We start from the raw sequence: 15,469 nt of genomic DNA on the forward strand, positions 1-15,469 counted from the left end.
GCATTCCGAGCATTACACGCGGATGCTGGCCGCCGCGCAGAAGGAAATCGATGCGCGTCAGCAGCAGAACAACAACCAGAACAACCAGCAGGGCCAGAATGCTGGGAACAACCAGCAGGACGGCAACGGGCAGGGCGGCCAGAATAACGGCAACCAGCAAGGTGGCGGTGGCCATCAGGGCAACCAGCAGAACAACGGCAATCAGCAGGGTAACAACCCGCAGGGCAACAGCGGCGGCAACCGTCGCCGTGATTCCCGCGACACCCGCAATGCTGCGTCCGATGATCATGCCCAGTCCGACAACAGCATGGATTCCGATGTGATCGAGGCCGCCCAGGGCGACAGCGGTCTGGTGGAAACACCCGAGGCCCGCGCCGAAGAGCCGAAGGCCGAAAAGCCCAAGCGGACGCGCACCCGCAAGAAGGCCCCTGCCAAATCGGCCGATGGCATCGCGGACCCAAGCATTCTGGACACGCCTGCCGAACCTGCTGCCGAGGGCTGACGCCGCGCGTCAGGCCAGTTCGCGGGCCAGGGCGCACCAGCCTTCGAGCGGGACCTGTTCGGCGCGGTCCGTCGGGTTCAGACCGGCGGCGCGCAATCGATCCTCCACATCCGGAACCAGCCCCTTGAGGGCTGCGCGCAGCATCTTGCGCCGCTGGTTGAAACCCTTGGCCACCACCTGCTCCAGGACCTGCGGGTCGGCGGGGAACCGGGGTTCGGGCAGGGCGGTCAGATGCACGACGGCGGAATGCACCTTGGGCGGCGGGCTGAAGGCTTCGGGCGGCAGGGTCAGCGCGATCCGCGCGTCGCAGCGCCATTGCGCCAGCAAGGCCAGGCGGCCATAGGCCTTGGACCCGGGGGCCGCGACGATCCGCTCGGCCACTTCCTTCTGAAACATCAGCGTCAGGCTTTCCCACGGCGGCGGCCAGCTTGCGGGCGTGAGCCAGCGGATGAGAAGCTCGGTCCCCACGTTGTAGGGCAGGTTCGACACCACCCGCCACGGCGGCGTCAGATGGGCCGATGTGTCGAGTTCCAGCGCATCGGCGTTCACCACCTCCAGCCGTCCGGGATAGCGCGCCGCGATCTGGGCCAGCGCGGGCAGGCAGCGGGCATCCTTTTCGACGGCCAGCACCTTGCGCGCCCCCTCGGCCAGCAGACCCCGGGTCAAGCCGCCGGGTCCAGGTCCGACTTCGAGCACATCCACACCGTCGAGCGCGCCGCCGACGCGGGCGATCCGCGAGGTCAGATTCAGATCCAGCAGGAAATTCTGCCCAAGCGATTTCTTGGCCCGCAGGTCGTGGGTCGCGATCACGTCACGCAGTGGCGGCAGGTCGTCGATCTGGCTCATCCGCGGCGTCCGGCCATGTCCCAGGCCATCTCGATCGCGGCCACCATGGAGGTCGGATCGGCAAGTCCCCGTCCTGCGATATCGAAGGCGGTGCCATGATCGGGCGAGGTGCGGATGAACGGCAGGCCAAGGGTCACGTTGACGCCGCCCGCAAAGTCGATGGTCTTGATCGGGATCAGGGCCTGGTCGTGGTACATGCAGACTGCCGCGTCATAGCCCGCGCGGGCGGCAGCGTGAAACATCGTGTCGGCGGGCAGGGGGCCGAAACAGCCCAGGTCGGGAGCGAGGCGGATAACCAGATCGGCGATCCAGTCGACCTCCTCGCGCCCCATGGTGCCGCCTTCGCCCGCGTGGGGGTTCAGGCCCGCGACAGCGATGCGGGGCCGCGCGATGCCGAAATCGCGGATCAGTCCCGCGTGGGTGACCCGCAGAACGGTTTCCAGCGTGGCGGGGGTCAGGGTCGCAGGCACCTGCGACAGCGGGATGTGGATGGTCGCTGGAACAACTCGCAATTCGGGGCAGGCAAGCATCATCACGACGTCCGCGTCCCCGCCCAGGGCCGCCAGGTATTCGGTATGGCCGGGATGGGGGAAACCCGCCCCGTCCTTCAGGGCTTTCTTGTTGATGGGGGCCGTCACGATCCCGCTGGCCGCACCTGTCGTCGCCAGATCGACCGCCCGCGCGATGGCCGAGATTACGCCCGCGGCCTGCGCGCCGACGGGCTGGCCGGGGATCGCGGCGCCGGGGACGTCATGGGGCAGGATACACAGGATATCCGACCGGGCATCCGCCGGGGCGTCGATCGTCCGCGTCTCGATCCCGAAGCCCGCGAAGTGATCGGGGTTGCCCAGAACGAAGAACGGCGCAGAGGTGCGCGCGCGGGCCCGGGCGACAACCTCCGGTCCGATTCCCGCAGGTTCGCCGCAGGTGACGGCCAGGGGCGCGCGGGGTCTATCGGGTGATGATGGCATCGGCGCGCAGCTCGTCGAGATAGCTTTGCGCATAGCTCGTCAGGCGCTGGTTCAGCAGTTGCTGGCCCAGGGCCTGAAACGCTTCCTCGGTCGGTTCGCTGACCCGGCCGCACATCATCACGAATTGCAGGTTCGCCCCGTCTGACAGCAGGGTCGAGACCTCATTGTCGTCCAGCTTGGCCAGTTCCTGACGCAGGTCGGAGGGCAGGTCGGTCACGGCGCGGACTTCGCGGGTCAGCACGCCCTCGGGCTGCCCCTTGGCCACGCCATAGAGGTCGTCGCAGACGTCGATCTCGTCCTCGAGGCGCGCTGCAGCGGCCAGCGTCTCGGACGTGCGCCCGCCCGGGATGCGATAGATCGCGTAGTCGACCGACAGCCCCTCGGGCGCGCTCGCCGCGCTCTCGTCCAGGTCGCGCAGCAGGAACAGGCCGATGAAGGAGCCGAGGTTGACGGGCTGCGATACCTCGCCCGGCCCAAGCGGCAGAACCGCACTGGCAATCGGCGGGGCAAGCGTCGACAGATCGATCCAGTCGAGCCGTCCCCCGGCCCGCGCGGTGTTGGAGCGCGAATAGGTGCGGGCCGCCTGCTCGAAGGCGGCCTGACCGCTCAGCGTGTCGGACAGGCGCTGCGCCAGTTCCTGCACTTCGGCCTGGGTTTCGGGGGTCAGCGGGATCGCGATTTCGGAAATCAGCAGGCGCACGCCGCCCTGACCGCCCCGGGCCAGACCGCGCCGCACCTCGGCGTCCGTGGGGCGGGCGCGCGGGCCGAACCGTTGCTGCACGAGTTGGCGCCAGTAGAGACCGTTGCGCACGAAATCGCGGAACGTCTCGGGCGCGACACCGGCCTGCTCAAGGGCCGCGATGAATTGATCGGGGGTCAGATTCGCCCGGCTGGCAAATTCGACAAGTCCCTGGTCCAGCTCTTCGGGGGTCAGCTGGATCCCGGCGGCACGGGCGGCCGAGACCTGCAACGTCTCGTTGATGAGGGTGTCGGTGACGCTTTCGACATCGGCCCCGGGGGCGCGCAGGAGCGAGAAGAACAAGGCGCGTTGATCGACCTGCCAATTGGTGACCGACACGCCGTTCACCGTGGCCGCCGCCGCGAAGGGTTGCTGTGCCGCCGCCGGTGTCGCCACCGAAAGCATCGCGAAGGCCGAAACCATCAGCGCCGCCAGAAATCGTCTCATTGCCCGCCCTCTCATAAGCCGCAGCGCCGTTGCCTGTCGCGCCGGTCGTCTGCTCCGAACCCGGCCAGTTCCACGCCAAGCCCGAACTTCGTGGTCGGTTGCAACGAGGCGGTCGAGGTGAAGCGCCGCTCCACGTCGAAATCCACCGTCACGCAATCGGACCGATAGGTCAGGCCAAGCCCGGCGCGGCTGGCATCGTTGGTGACGAAGTCATAGCGCCAGTTCGCCCGTCCCGTCCAGTCGCCGCCCAGATCATAGGAGGCGTCGACCTCCCATTCGGATGTGTCGCGGGGCCGACCGGCGCCGGCATCCGACTCGAGCCAAGTGTATCGTGTCTCGAGCGCGTGCCGGTCGCCATTCCAGCGCAGGATCGTCTCGGAGCTTGAGAACTCGAACCCGTCGGAGAAAAGCGACCGCTGCATGATCTCCAGCCGGTCCTCATAGCTGGCCGATGCCGCGAAGAGCCAATCGGACGCCGTGCCGCCAAGGCCCGTGCCCACGCGGAACTGCCCCAGGTCTTCGTCGCGCCAGACCCGCCCGATGGTCGCCCCCAATGTCCAGCCCGAGGGGTCATAGCGGGTATAGCTGACGCCGATGTTCAGCCGGTTGCCCAACTCCCGCGTGTCGCGGCCCGCGAACCGCTGTGGCGAAAACAGGTTGCCCTCGTCGAATTCGGGTGTGAGGCTGTCTTCGGCCGGGGTCAGGGCGCGGTTGGACGGCGACAGGATCACCTGGGCCACGGGTTCGATCACATGGCGGACGCCGCCCACCTCGCTGCGCGCCAGCGGCATCCTCAGTTCAAGACCCGCATAGGGGACTGCGCGGGCAAAGGTCCGGTCGGTGAAGGTCGCGTCCTGATTGACGTTGTAGGCGTCGAAATGCAGCCCGGCCATCCCGGTCATAACCAGACCGCCGTCGGTGATCTGCGTGCGCCGCCAGTCGAAGGCCGCCGAGGCGCGCAGCACGTCGCGCGCGGAACTGGCCGGAAAGCCCGGGGGCACGACATCGGCACGGCGCTGACGGGCGTGGGCCTGAAGGGTCCAGATTGCCTGACCGCCGAAAAAGGCGCGGGGCACCCGACGCTGCCGTTCGACGGTGAAGACGGGGGTCGGAAGAAAACGGTTTTCCTCCCCGGTGCGCAGGGTGTTGAAGAACAGGACTTCGGCCAGAAAGCGGTCGTCGCGGTCCACCCGCGTGATGGCGAAGCGACTTTCCAGCAGGTCCTTTTCGGTGATGTCGTAATTCAGCAGATATGTCTCATCGCTGACCGCCTCGATTCCGAACTCCAGACGATAGTCGCGGGGCAGGAAGAACACGCCTTCCGCAAAGACATAGCCGCGCGTCTCGCCGGGCCGGACCTTGTCCTTGCTGACGGCGCCATCGACCAGGACAGACCCGTTGTCGAAGGCCTGCCGATAGCGAAACCCCAGGCTGCGCGCCTCTTCGTTGGTCAAGAACGGCGCCAGCGTCAGGTCGCGGGACGGGCCGAGCGGAATGAAATAGGGGACCGTGATGCCCGTCCCGAGCAGGTCATCGGAGGAGAACCGCGGAGACAGGAAGCCGCGCGACCGCTCCAGCGTCGGGTCCGGTAGGCGGAGCGACGGAAACCAGGCCACCGGAATGCCCGCCACTTCGAAAGTGGCGTTCTCGAAATAGAGCTGCTGTTCGTCCTTGTCGTGGACGACCCGCCGGGCGCGGATCTGCCACAGTGGCGTCCCGCCCTCAGCGCAGATTTCGCAGGACGAGGCGACGGTCTGGTAAAGTTGGGTGTAGCGCCCTTCGGCCCCGGTCGCAATTTCGGTCGCCGCGATCTGAAGCCGTTCGTTCAGCACCAGGCGCGCGCCTTGCAGGACGCTGTCGCGCAAATCCGCGCTGAGCGCCGCGAAATCGGCGATCAGGATCGCGTCCGGCCCGTCCAGCAGGGTCAGCGGCCCCTCGACGATCAGCCGGTCCTCGGCCCGCAGATAGGTGATGCGACTGGCCCGAAGGACGCGTCCGTCAGAATAGATCTCCACGTTGCCCGAGGCCGTCAGGATGCCTTCGTCGAAATCGATCCGGTCCGCGACCAATGTGGCAGGCGCACCCTGCGCCAGCGCGGTCACGGTCGGCAGCAGGAGCAGCAGAAGTGTCAGGACAACCCGCAGCATCACCCATCCTCCAGATGCAGGATGATCCCGGCCGACAGCAGGATCGCGGCAAGGGGCGGCGACCAGGCCGCAAGGACGATCGGCAATTGGCCGTTTTCCCCCAGAACCTGCGCGAAGTTGCGCAGAAAGAAGATGCCGAAGCCGAGCAGCAGCGCCGTCAGAACCATCACGCCCGACCGCCCCGACCGCACGTGACGCATCGAGAATGCCGCGCCGATCATCACCATCGCAGCCAGCATCAGGGGGTTCGCCAGTTCCATCTGCAGCCAGACGCGATGCGTCCGCCCCGAAAAGCCGGCGGCGTCCAGTTGTCGGATGAAGGCGGGCAATTGAAAGATCGGGACCGAGGAAGGGACGCCGAAGCTGTCACGGATCTGGGCCAACGTCAGGGTCGAGGGAAGGGTGGCCACCGCCTCGGACCGCGCATCGCGCTCGGGGTTGTCGGACGTGCCGAGCGGCCAGAATTTCGCATCCTCCAGCAGCCATTGACCCCGGGACAGCTCCGCACGGGCGGCGTCGATCCGCTCGATCGGGGTGCCGCCCGCGTTGAAGGCGATGAAGGTCGCCTCGAACAGGATTGTGCCATCCAGGGACGACCGGGCCGCGCGGATCACTGTCTGGCCGGTGCCATCGCCCTGGCGCAGCCAGACGCCCTCTTCGCTGACCGACAGGACACTGCTGACGCCGGTTCGCCAGCGCGTGATCTCGCGCTCATAGGCGGCCTGTGTGGCGGCCACGATGGGATTCACGATCAACAGCGCCATGAGCCCCACCAGAAGTGCCGTGATGACCGGGGCCATCAGGGCGCGCATGGCTGACCGCCCGGCCGCGCGGATCACCACAAGTTCGGACGACCGTGCCAGCGACAGAAACAGTGCCAGCGTAGACAGGATCACGATCAGCGGCAGGATCTGATAGAGCGCCGCGGGGAGGTTCAACGCCGCCAGCCGCAGGCCGTCGCCAAGCCCCGCATCCTGACCGTCGAGGCGGCGCAATTGCTCCATCAGGTCGATGGGCAGCAGAAGGGCCGTGAAGACCAGCGCCACGATCAGGACCAGCCAGAGGAACCGGCGCGCGAGATAGAACGTCAGGATCATGTCGGCGCCCCAAGAAGGCGCGGTCCGCGTGTGTCGCGCCAGACAAGGGCCGCGCCGATGACAAGGGTCAGCAGGGCGGGCAGATAGACAAGCCACCAGAGATCCGCGTCGCCCCGCGCCGCATTCTCGGCCACGTTGGCCAGCATCTTGAGCAGGATGGCCGCCACCACCGCCCCCAGGATCTGTCGCCACAGCCCCAGGCGCGAATACCCCCCGAGCAGCAGGAACCCGAGCGCCATCAGCGGCAGGCCAAGCGCGAAGATCGCCTCGGAAAACCTTGCGTGCCCCTCGAACCGAAGCTTGGCGACATCGGCGCCGGTGGCGGCCTGTGCTTCGGTCCCGGCGGCCAGCAAGGCGGGCGTCGACAATTCGCGCGGGTCCTGCCTGCGCCCGGTATCGACCCCGGCCAGCCCGGCCAGATCATAGGCGAAATCATCAAAGGCGGTGGTGACAAGGTTGCGCGTCGCCACCTGAAGGGTCTGGGCCATGCCATCGACCATCACGAGGCGCGTCCCGGTGTCCGCGCGGACAAGAAAGGCCCGCTCGGCGGTGTAAGACGTCCGCACCGCGGGGCTGCGCCGGTCTTGCAGGAACAGGCCCAACAACTCGCCTTCGTCGGTGATCTCGCGGACATAGACAGTGATGCCGGAACCAGGGTGCAGGAACTCTCCTTCCTTGAGGAACCGGGCGGTGACGTCCTGCGACAGAACCTCGCCGCGTTCGGCCAGGATCGTGCGCGACAGAGGCACCAGGATGTGACCCAGAAGCGACACCATGACCGCCACGATCAGCCCGAAGATCAGGATCGGACGGGCCATGCGCCAGGGCCCAAGACCGGTTGTCTGGGCCACGATCATCTCGCTGTCGGCGGACAGGCGGTTCACGCCATAGAGCGTGGCGACAAGCGCGGAAATCGGCAGCACCGCGTAGATCACATTGGGCAGCGCCAGGAGCGTGAATTCCAGAAACGTCGCCACGTTGGAGCCCCCGGCGATCAAGCGGTCGAACAGGCTGATCGCGCGATTGACCCAATAGACCGCCACCAGAACAAGGCTGAAAAAGCCGAAATAGGCCATCAGCTGTCCGGTGAGGTATCGGTCGAAAAGGGCCAAGCGCATCCCCCCGGGTGCTGGTTTTACCCTTCCTAGCGGGCTTGATCGGCGCATCAAACCCCCGATCGCTCTGGCGCGTCTGGAAAGTCGCCAAGGCGCGCACTAGGGTCCGCCTGACACCCAATCCCGGAGCCTCACATGACAACCCCTGCCACCGTCACGTTCCTTGCCACCGACCTTGAGGCGCTTGCCGCCACCGAAGGCGTCATCGCGGCCTTCGTGCCGACCGACGGCAAGATGGGCACCGAGGTGCGCCGCCTGAACCGGCTGACCCGGGGCGCCGTCAAACGCGCCGTCGACTCGTCGGCGTTCGAGAAACTGGGCGCGGGCGAGGTGCTGGAAATCGGTTTTCCGACCGGGTTGGCCGCGACGACCGTGGCCATCGTCAAGCTCGACCATCGCTGCCATCTGGCCAAGGCCCAGGGGGCGGGCGCGGCGCTTGGCAAGCTGCGGGGCGCGCGGGCGCTTCTGGTGCTGGCCGGGGCGCAGCGCCGCATCGGGGACGTGGTTCTGGGGGCCTGCCTGCGGGGCTATGACTTCGACGATCACAAGACTTCCGACCCGGTGCCCCAGGACACCATCACCGTCATGTCCGCCAAGTTCGAGGAGGCCGAGGCGGCATTCGCCGACATCCGGGCACAGGCCGAAGGCATTTTCCTGACCCGCGACCTGGTGAACGAGCCGTCGAACATCCTGACGACGACGGAATTCGCCACCCGGCTTGAAGGCCTGCGCGATCTTGGCGTGGAGGTCGAGGTGCTGGAGGAGGCGGAGCTGGAAAAACTCGGCATGCGCACCCTTCTGGCCGTGGGGCAGGGGTCAGAGAGCCCCTCCAAGGTCGTGGTCATGCAGTGGAACGGCGGCGGGGACGAGGCACCCTTCGCGCTGATCGGAAAGGGCGTGGTCTTTGACACCGGCGGCATCAGCCTGAAACCGGCCGCAGGCATGGAAGACATGACCATGGACATGGGCGGGGCCGGCACCGTCGCGGGCGTCATGCACACGCTGGCCCGTCGCAAGGCGCGCGCCAATGTCGTGGCGCTTGTCGGGCTGGTCGAGAACATGCCCGACGGCAAGGCGATCCGCCCGGGCGATGTGGTGCGGTCGATGAAGGGCGACACGGTCGAGATCATCAACACTGACGCCGAAGGCCGCCTCGTGCTCTGCGATGTCATGTGGTACGCGCAAGACCGTTTCAAGCCGACCGGAATGGTCGACCTGGCGACATTGACCGGGGCGATCATCATCGGTCTGGGCCATGACAACGCGGGCGTCTTCTCGAACAATGACAAGCTGTGCGATGCCTTCCTGAAGGCGGCCAAGGCCGAGGGCGAGGGGGCCTGGCGCATGCCGCTCGGCGATGCCTATGACAAGCTGCTAAAGTCCCGCGTGGCGGACATGAAGAACGTCGGCGGGCGGCCCGCCGGGTCCATCACGGCGGCCCAGTTCCTGCTGCGGTTCGTCAAGGATGACACGCCCTGGATGCACCTCGACATCGCCGGGGTCGCCTCGGTTTCGACGGGCACCACGCTGTCGCCCGCAGGGGCAACCGGATGGGGGGTGCGCGCGCTCGACCGCCTGATCCGCGACATGTTCGAGAGCGCGGATGGGTGAGGCCTATTTCTACCATCTGACGCGCAATCCGGTCGACGCGACCCTGTCCAACCTGCTGACGCGCAGCCTGGCCCAGGGGTGGCGCGTCGCCGTGCGCGGCAGCGATCAGGAGCGGTTGCGCTGGCTTGACGAAAAGCTGTGGCAGGGACCGAAGGAGGGGTTCCTGCCGCACGGCCTGGCCGGGGGCGACCACGATGCCCGCCAGCCGATCCTGTTGACGACCGGGCCAGCGGCGAACGATCCGCAATGCCTGATGGCGGTCGACGGGGCGTCGGTCGAAGCGGACGAAGTGAGCGCCATGGCGCGCGTCTGCATCCTGTTCGACGGCCTCGACCCCGAGGCGCTGGCCCAGGCCCGCACCCAATGGAAATCGCTGACCGACGCCGGATGCGGCGCGCGCTACTGGTCCGAGGAATCGGGGAAATGGGAAGAAAAGGCGACCAAGAACGTCTGAGGTGAAACCATTTCAGGGGTTCCGGGTTCAGCATCATGCGCTTTTGTCTGATACCCTTGACACTTCTATGTGGCCCGGCCCTTGCGACCCCGGTCATGCCGCCGACCATTCCCGGACTGCCGATCATTGAACCGGCCCATCCACGGCCCGATCTTTGCGCCCCGGTCGGATGTCCGAAAGACGCCTAGCGGATCAGACGCAGGCGGCTGCCTTCGATCTCGATCCGGCCGAAGGTTTCCAGATAAGACATGCCCAGAAGGCTTTGATCCAGCTCACCTTCGTTGACGATGGCACGCACCCCGGTATCCGTCAGCTCGCCCAGGCTGACCTCGTCGAGCCAGACGGTTGCGGTCCGCACGATGCCATTGGCCGTGGCGGCCTGTCCCAGAAAGCGCATTTCGCTGACATCCAACCCGGCTTGGGTGGCGGCCTGCTGGCTCAGCACGATCTCCGAGGCGCCGGTGTCCACGACGAATTCGATCGGCGTGCCGTTCACTTCCAACGTCATGAAATAATGCCCGCCGCGGCCCCGGGGTACCTCGACCACAACGCCCTGCTCTAGGGCCGTCACGGTCTGCTGCGGCAAGGCCGCGCGCTTGATGTCTTCCCAGTAGCCGAAGACGACGACAGCGCCGACGAAGATGAAAAACCAGATCGCGGCCTGCTGGACGGTCTGCGTCATGCGGTGGCGATTGGCGATGAGATAGGACCCCCCGACAACGACCCCGAAGAGCGACAGGTAAATCAGCGAGGCGGTATCATCTGCGGTCATGATCCCCAGATAGGCGCTAGAGCCCGCCGGACCAAGGCAAATCTGCCAAACCATCCAGGACAAATTGAACCGACAGCGCGGCAAGAAGCATCCCCAGAAGCCGGGTGATGACGTTGATGCCAGTCGCGCCCAGAATCCGTTCAAGCACCGACGAGACCAGCATCAGGACCAGAACGAGCGCAAGAACCGCCAGCATCACGCCGATGGCCTGCGCCGTGCCAAGCGGGGCGGCCCCGTCGGTCAGCAGGATCATCGTCGCGATAGCCCCCGGACCAGCCGTCAGCGGCAAGGCCAGCGGGAAGATGGACGGATCGGGCGGCGCCGCCTCGGCCTGGCCTTCGCGCCTCTGGGTCCGACGCTCGAACAACATCTCGAGTGCCGTCAGGAAGAGCAGGAGGCCCCCGGCGATCCGAAAGGCGGGCATGGAGATGCCCAGGAAGTTCAGGACAGCTTCGCCCGCGATGGCAAAGAGGATCAGGATGCCGGCCGCTGCCGCGCAGGCGCGAAAGGCGATCGACCGCCTCTGGTGTGGTGTCATCCCGGCGGTCAGGGCCAGAAAGATCGGCGCAAGGCCGATGGGGTCGATCACCACGAAGAGGGCCGTGAAGGCCGTGATGAGTTCGACCGAGTTCATGACGCTTCCGCGACTTCCAGCGTTTCCATGGCCTTCACCCACAGCGCCTCGGCCCGGTCGGACGCCTCCATCACCTCGGCGTATTTCTTGTTCCAGGTTTCCAATTCGCCCACGCGACCCGCTTCGTAGAGCGCCGGATCGGCCAGCTTCTTGGCCAGCTTGTCGCGCATCTCCTCGATCTTCTTGACGCGCGCCTCGGCCTTGCGGACTTCGGATTTCAGCTCGAGGATCTTGTCCCGGCTGACAGGGGGTTTCTTTTGTTTATCGGACTTTAAAGGGCGTTCTTCACCTTGAAGCAGAAGCTGTCGATAGCTTTCGAGATCGCCGTCGTATGGGCCGACGCTGCCGCCCTTGACCAGCCACAGACGGTCGGCCACGAGGCTGAGCAGGTGCATGTCGTGACTGACCAGGATGACCGCCCCGGTATAGGCCGTCAGCGCTTCGACCAGTGCCTCGCGGCTTTCGATGTCGAGGTGGTTCGTCGGCTCGTCCAGGATCAACATGTGCGGCGCATCCAGAGTGGCCAACAGCAGGGACAGCCGCGCCTTCTGGCCGCCCGACAGCTTGGCCACCACGGTGTCCGCCTGATCCGCGCCCAAGCCGAAGCCAGCCAGCCGCGCGCGCAGACGGGCGGGGGTCTCATCGGGGCGCTCGCGCTTGATGTGCTCCAGTGGCGTCTCGTCGATGTGCAATTCGTCGACCTGGTGCTGCGCGAAATAGCCGATCCGCAACTTTCGAGATGCGATCCGCTGACCTTCGGACGCCTCAAGTCTGCTCGACAAGAATTTGGAAAGCGTGGACTTTCCCTCTCCATTTCTGCCGAGAAGCGCGATGCGGTCGTCTTGATCTATTCGAACATTCAGGCGTTGCAGAACCGGGTCGCCGCCGTACCCGACGGTCGCTCCTTCGAGCCGCAGGATCGGGGGCGACATCTCCTCGGGTTGCGGAAAGGTGAACACGGTGCGCGCGGCGTCTTCGGGCGCGCGGATCGTCTCCATCTTTTCCAGCATCTTGACCCGGCTTTGCGCCTGTTTCGCCTTGGAGGCCTTGGCCTTGAAGCGGTCGACGAAGCTTTGCAGATGCGCGCGCTGCGCCTGTTGCTTGGCGGCGGCGGCGGCCAGTCCCGCGCGTTTCTCGGCCCGCATCCGCACGAATTGATCGTAGGTGCCGGTGTAATAGGTCAGGCCCTTCTCCTCCAGATGGAGGATGGAGCCGACGGCGCGGTTCAGAAGGCCACGGTCGTGGCTGATGATGATGACGGTATGGGGATATCTCGCGAGATAGCTTTCCAGCCACAGCGCCCCTTCAAGATCCAGATAGTTGGTCGGCTCATCCAGCAGCAGCAGGTCGGGCTGTGCGAACAGGACACCGGCGAGGGCGACGCGCATCCGCCAGCCACCGGAATAGGCGGAACAGGGGCGCAGTTGTTCGTCGGGCTCGAACCCCAGGCCGCGCAGGATCGAGGCGGCGCGCGCCTCCCCCGACCAGGCGTCGATGTCCTGAAGCCGGGCCTGCACCTCTGCGATGCGGGCGGGGTCGGTCGCGGTTTCGGCCTCGGCCATCAGGCCCGCGCGTTCCTCGTCGGCATTGAGCACGGTCTGCAGCACGGTCACTTCGGACGACGGCACCTCTTGGGCGACGCCGCCGATCCGCGCCCGCGTCGGCAGCGCGATTTCCCCGGCATCGGGCGCAAGTTCGCCCCGGATCAACCGGAAGAGCGTGGTCTTGCCCGTGCCGTTGCGCCCGACAAGGCCCACCTTGTGGCCATCGGGAACGGTTGCGGTGGCACCCTCGAACAGGGGGCGTCCGGCGACGGAATAATTGAGGTCTGTAATCTGGAGCATGACAGCCCTGTGATGGCGCGACGCGCGCATGTCAACACGTGGTTCCCTTTGGTCGCGCACGCTGCTAGAGGCGCGGCAAAACCAACCTATGGAGAGACCGCAATGGCCCTCGAACGCACGTTTTCGATCATCAAGCCCGACGCCACCAAGCGCAACCTGACCGGCGCCATCGCCGCCAAGTTCGAGGAGGCCGGTCTGCGCATCGTCGCCTCCAAGCGCATCCAGCTGACGCTGGCACAGGCGCAGACGTTCTACGGCGTCCACAAGGACCGTCCCTTCTTCGGTGAGCTGACCGAATACATGGTGTCCGAGCCGATCGTCGTGCAGGTCCTGGAAGGCGAGAACGCCATTGCAAAGAACCGCGAAGTCATGGGCGCCACGAACCCCGCCGACGCGGCACCTGGCACCATCCGCAAGGAATATGCGCTGTCCATCGGCGAAAATTCGGTCCACGGCTCCGACGCGCCCGAGACCGCGGCCGAGGAAATCGCCTTCTTCTTCTCGGGCCTCGAACTGGTCGGGTGATCGGGTTTCCATTGGTGAAGGGCGCTCCTCCGGGGGCGCCTTTTGCATTTGTGGTGTTGTCTTGCCCCGTCGGCCCCGCTAGCGCCGGTTCATGTCCGACAGTCTGACCATTCACCTCAAGCGGACGCTGGTTCTGGGTCTGCCGCTGGTCGGCAGTCAGGTCGCGCAGATCCTGATCGGTCTGACCGACACGCTGATGCTCGGGCGCTATTCGGTCGAGGCGCTGGCCGCCTCCACAATCAGCACGTCATTCTTCTTCACGCTGTTCGTCCTTGGGTCGGGATTCGCGGTCGCCTGCATGCCCATGGCCGCCGACGCCCTTGGCCGCGACGACGAAGTGCAGGTCCGGCGCGTCGTCCGGATGGGCCTCTGGTTGTCGCTGGCAACAGGCGTAGCGATGGCGCCGGCGATGTTCTGGGCCGAACCGATCATGCTGGCGCTTGGGCAGACGCCCGAAGTCTCGGCCAATGCGCAGCTATACCTGCGGGTCGCGGGTCTGGGCATGATCCCCGCGCTTCTGACGGCGACGCTGCGCAGTCACCTGAGCGCCCTGGAGCGGACGCGCATCGTGTTGGTCGCCACGCTCGCGGGGGCGGGGCTGAATGTCGGGCTCAACTGGCTTTTGATCTTCGGCAACTGGGGCTTTCCCGAAATGGGTTTGCGCGGGGCGGCGGCGGCCTCGGTCTCGGTCCATGTGCTGACGGTTCTGGTCCTGCTGGCCTACGCCATGCGCGGCCCCGACATGGCCCGGTTCGAGCTGTTGCGGAATATCCACCGGCCCGACTGGCCCATTTTCGGCGACATCTTTCGTCTGGGCTGGCCCATCGGCCTGACCCATGTGTCCGAATCCGGGCTTTTCGCGGGGTCGGCGCTGATGATGGGCTGGCTTGGCACGGTGCCGCTGGCCGCCCACGGCATCGCCATCGGCATCGCGGCCCTGACGTTCATGGTGCATCTGGGCCTGTCGCAGGCCGCGACCGTTCGGGTCGGGCGGGCCTGGGGGCAGGGCGATCCGGTCGCGCTGCGCCGTGCCGCCCTGGCGGCGACCATCCTGTCGGGGGTCGCGGTTCTGGGGGCGCTCTGGCTGTATCTGGGCGCGGGTGAGATGGTCGTGGGGGTCTTCCTCGACCGGACGGACCCGCAGGCCGATCTGATCCTCGCGCTCGGGGTGCAACTTCTGGTCGTGGCGGCCCTGTTTCAGCTTGTGGATGCGGGGCAGGTCATGGCGCTCGGGTTTCTGCGCGGGGTGCAGGATACGCGCCGCCCGATGATCTATGCCATCGTGTCCTATTGGGTGTTTGGCCTGCCCGCCGGATATGTCCTCGGGTTTCCCATGGGTCTGGGGCCCGAAGGCGTATGGCTTGGGTTGGTGGTCGGTCTGCTGGCGGCAACCATTGCCCTGGCCGCCCGCTTCCTGCGGATCACATCGAGAAGCTGACCCCGCATCCGCAGGCGCTGGACGCATTGGGGTTGTCGATGGTGAAGCGCGCGCCGACCAGTTCTTCGGTGAAGTCGATGGTGGCGCCGCTCAGAAACGGGAGCGACACCTCGTCGACCAGCACCTTTTCGCCCTTGTCCTCGAGGACGAGGTCGCCTTCGGCGGGCGCATCAAGGTCGATCTGATACTGGAAGCCGGAACAGCCGCCACCTTCGACCGCCACGCGCAGCGCCTTGCCTTGGGCGGCGGCACCAATTTCGCTCAGACGCTCGAAGGCGCGGGGTGTGACGTTCGGGGGCAGTTGCATGGGTTTTCCTTGACTTCTGC

The 15,469-nt window shown here is 66.3% G+C and carries 15 protein-coding genes; 5 read left to right on the forward strand and 10 right to left on the reverse strand.

Going from position 1 to position 15,469, the window contains the following annotated elements; genetic code table 11:
• Nucleotides 1–307 precede the first annotated feature (307 nt).
• A complete protein-coding gene (locus tag BM002_RS19570) occupies nt 308–502 on the forward strand; it encodes a hypothetical protein (protein ID WP_245749290.1) in 195 nt (64 codons plus the stop codon).
• Between the two features lie 9 nt (nt 503–511).
• Here BM002_RS19570 and rsmA read toward each other — a convergent pair whose 3' ends face one another.
• From rsmA to lptF, 6 genes are read right to left on the reverse strand one after another with little or no spacing between them, the layout of a single operon-like run.
• Nucleotides 512–1,348 carry a 16S rRNA (adenine(1518)-N(6)/adenine(1519)-N(6))-dimethyltransferase RsmA gene (gene rsmA / locus BM002_RS14465; protein ID WP_092782656.1) on the reverse strand — a complete coding sequence of 279 codons (837 nt, stop codon included), beginning with the start codon at nt 1,346–1,348 and terminating at the stop codon, nt 512–514.
• Complete coding sequence (gene pdxA / locus BM002_RS14470; RefSeq protein WP_092782659.1) at nt 1,345–2,319, reverse strand: 4-hydroxythreonine-4-phosphate dehydrogenase PdxA; 975 nt, start codon at nt 2,317–2,319, stop codon at nt 1,345–1,347. The genes rsmA and pdxA overlap by 4 nt, the downstream gene beginning before the upstream one ends.
• Nucleotides 2,300–3,505: a peptidylprolyl isomerase gene (locus BM002_RS14475; protein ID WP_175484919.1), complete on the reverse strand. Its 1,206-nt coding sequence runs from the start codon at nt 3,503–3,505 to the stop codon at nt 2,300–2,302. Before BM002_RS14475 ends, pdxA begins: the two co-directional genes overlap by 20 nt.
• 11 nt (nt 3,506–3,516) lie before the next feature.
• Nucleotides 3,517–5,652, reverse strand: coding sequence for an LPS-assembly protein LptD (locus BM002_RS14480; RefSeq protein WP_092782665.1), 2,136 nt, complete (start codon nt 5,650–5,652; stop codon nt 3,517–3,519).
• Complete coding sequence (gene lptG / locus BM002_RS14485; RefSeq protein ID WP_092782668.1) at nt 5,652–6,749, reverse strand: LPS export ABC transporter permease LptG; 1,098 nt, start codon at nt 6,747–6,749, stop codon at nt 5,652–5,654. The genes BM002_RS14480 and lptG overlap by 1 nt, the downstream gene beginning before the upstream one ends.
• Entirely contained in the window at nt 6,746–7,867 is a 1,122-nt protein-coding gene (gene lptF / locus BM002_RS14490; RefSeq protein ID WP_175484920.1) for an LPS export ABC transporter permease LptF, read from the reverse strand. The genes lptG and lptF overlap by 4 nt, the downstream gene beginning before the upstream one ends.
• A 132-nt stretch (nt 7,868–7,999) precedes the next feature.
• Here lptF and BM002_RS14495 point away from each other — a divergent pair, with 132 nt between their 5' ends.
• On the forward strand, nt 8,000–9,475 hold the full coding sequence (locus tag BM002_RS14495) for a leucyl aminopeptidase (protein ID WP_092782674.1): 1,476 nt from the start codon (nt 8,000–8,002) through the stop codon (nt 9,473–9,475).
• Nucleotides 9,468–9,929: a DNA polymerase III subunit chi gene (locus BM002_RS14500; protein ID WP_092782677.1), complete on the forward strand. Its 462-nt coding sequence runs from the start codon at nt 9,468–9,470 to the stop codon at nt 9,927–9,929. The genes BM002_RS14495 and BM002_RS14500 overlap by 8 nt, the downstream gene beginning before the upstream one ends.
• Nucleotides 9,930–10,113: 184 nt before the next feature.
• Here the strand turns inward: BM002_RS14500 and BM002_RS14505 are convergent, their stop codons facing one another.
• Genes BM002_RS14505 through BM002_RS14515 form a run of 3 tightly spaced genes read right to left on the reverse strand, consistent with a single transcriptional unit; the run spans nt 10,114 to nt 13,179 of the window.
• Nucleotides 10,114–10,755 carry a retropepsin-like aspartic protease family protein gene (locus tag BM002_RS14505; protein ID WP_245749274.1) on the reverse strand — a complete coding sequence of 214 codons (642 nt, stop codon included), beginning with the start codon at nt 10,753–10,755 and terminating at the stop codon, nt 10,114–10,116.
• The gene (locus tag BM002_RS14510; protein ID WP_092782683.1) at nt 10,718–11,335 is read right to left on the reverse strand and encodes a MarC family protein; all 618 of its coding nucleotides are present in this window, start codon (nt 11,333–11,335) and stop codon (nt 10,718–10,720) included. The genes BM002_RS14505 and BM002_RS14510 overlap by 38 nt, the downstream gene beginning before the upstream one ends.
• On the reverse strand, nt 11,332–13,179 hold the full coding sequence (locus tag BM002_RS14515; protein ID WP_092782686.1) for an ABC-F family ATP-binding cassette domain-containing protein: 1,848 nt from the start codon (nt 13,177–13,179) through the stop codon (nt 11,332–11,334). Before BM002_RS14515 ends, BM002_RS14510 begins: the two co-directional genes overlap by 4 nt.
• A 102-nt stretch (nt 13,180–13,281) precedes the next feature.
• Between BM002_RS14515 and ndk the strand changes: the two genes are divergently transcribed.
• Together ndk and BM002_RS14525 are read left to right on the forward strand one after the other, a co-directional pair.
• The gene (ndk, locus tag BM002_RS14520) at nt 13,282–13,704 is read left to right on the forward strand and encodes a nucleoside-diphosphate kinase (protein ID WP_092782689.1); all 423 of its coding nucleotides are present in this window, start codon (nt 13,282–13,284) and stop codon (nt 13,702–13,704) included.
• Between the two features lie 91 nt (nt 13,705–13,795).
• Entirely contained in the window at nt 13,796–15,142 is a 1,347-nt protein-coding gene (locus BM002_RS14525; RefSeq protein ID WP_092782692.1) for an MATE family efflux transporter, read from the forward strand.
• Here BM002_RS14525 and BM002_RS14530 read toward each other — a convergent pair.
• Entirely contained in the window at nt 15,126–15,449 is a 324-nt protein-coding gene (locus BM002_RS14530) for a HesB/IscA family protein (protein ID WP_092782695.1), read from the reverse strand. The genes BM002_RS14525 and BM002_RS14530 overlap by 17 nt on opposite strands.
• Nucleotides 15,450–15,469 lie beyond the last annotated feature (20 nt).

The organism is Jannaschia pohangensis, assembly GCF_900113875.1.
In the GTDB taxonomy this organism is placed as follows: Bacteria; Pseudomonadota; Alphaproteobacteria; order Rhodobacterales; family Rhodobacteraceae; genus Jannaschia; species Jannaschia pohangensis.

What these genes read in the sequence shown, in the direction of transcription:
- BM002_RS14510 (WP_092782683.1), bottom strand. Translation starts at nt 11,335, where the DNA reads ATGAACTCGGTCGAACTCATCACGGCCTTCACGGCCCTCTTCGTGGTG.
- pdxA (WP_092782659.1), bottom strand. Translation starts at nt 2,319, where the DNA reads ATGCCATCATCACCCGATAGACCCCGCGCGCCCCTGGCCGTCACCTGC.
- BM002_RS14475 (WP_175484919.1), bottom strand. Translation starts at nt 3,505, where the DNA reads ATGAGACGATTTCTGGCGGCGCTGATGGTTTCGGCCTTCGCGATGCTT.
- ndk (WP_092782689.1), top strand. Translation starts at nt 13,282, where the DNA reads ATGGCCCTCGAACGCACGTTTTCGATCATCAAGCCCGACGCCACCAAG.
- lptF (WP_175484920.1), bottom strand. Translation starts at nt 7,867, where the DNA reads ATGCGCTTGGCCCTTTTCGACCGATACCTCACCGGACAGCTGATGGCC.
- BM002_RS14500 (WP_092782677.1), top strand. Translation starts at nt 9,468, where the DNA reads ATGGGTGAGGCCTATTTCTACCATCTGACGCGCAATCCGGTCGACGCG.
- BM002_RS14515 (WP_092782686.1), bottom strand. Translation starts at nt 13,179, where the DNA reads ATGCTCCAGATTACAGACCTCAATTATTCCGTCGCCGGACGCCCCCTG.
- BM002_RS19570 (WP_245749290.1), top strand. Translation starts at nt 308, where the DNA reads ATGGATTCCGATGTGATCGAGGCCGCCCAGGGCGACAGCGGTCTGGTG.
- BM002_RS14480 (WP_092782665.1), bottom strand. Translation starts at nt 5,652, where the DNA reads ATGCTGCGGGTTGTCCTGACACTTCTGCTGCTCCTGCTGCCGACCGTG.
- BM002_RS14495 (WP_092782674.1), top strand. Translation starts at nt 8,000, where the DNA reads ATGACAACCCCTGCCACCGTCACGTTCCTTGCCACCGACCTTGAGGCG.
- BM002_RS14525 (WP_092782692.1), top strand. Translation starts at nt 13,796, where the DNA reads ATGTCCGACAGTCTGACCATTCACCTCAAGCGGACGCTGGTTCTGGGT.
- BM002_RS14505 (WP_245749274.1), bottom strand. Translation starts at nt 10,755, where the DNA reads ATGGTTTGGCAGATTTGCCTTGGTCCGGCGGGCTCTAGCGCCTATCTG.
- BM002_RS14530 (WP_092782695.1), bottom strand. Translation starts at nt 15,449, where the DNA reads ATGCAACTGCCCCCGAACGTCACACCCCGCGCCTTCGAGCGTCTGAGC.
- lptG (WP_092782668.1), bottom strand. Translation starts at nt 6,749, where the DNA reads ATGATCCTGACGTTCTATCTCGCGCGCCGGTTCCTCTGGCTGGTCCTG.
- rsmA (WP_092782656.1), bottom strand. Translation starts at nt 1,348, where the DNA reads ATGAGCCAGATCGACGACCTGCCGCCACTGCGTGACGTGATCGCGACC.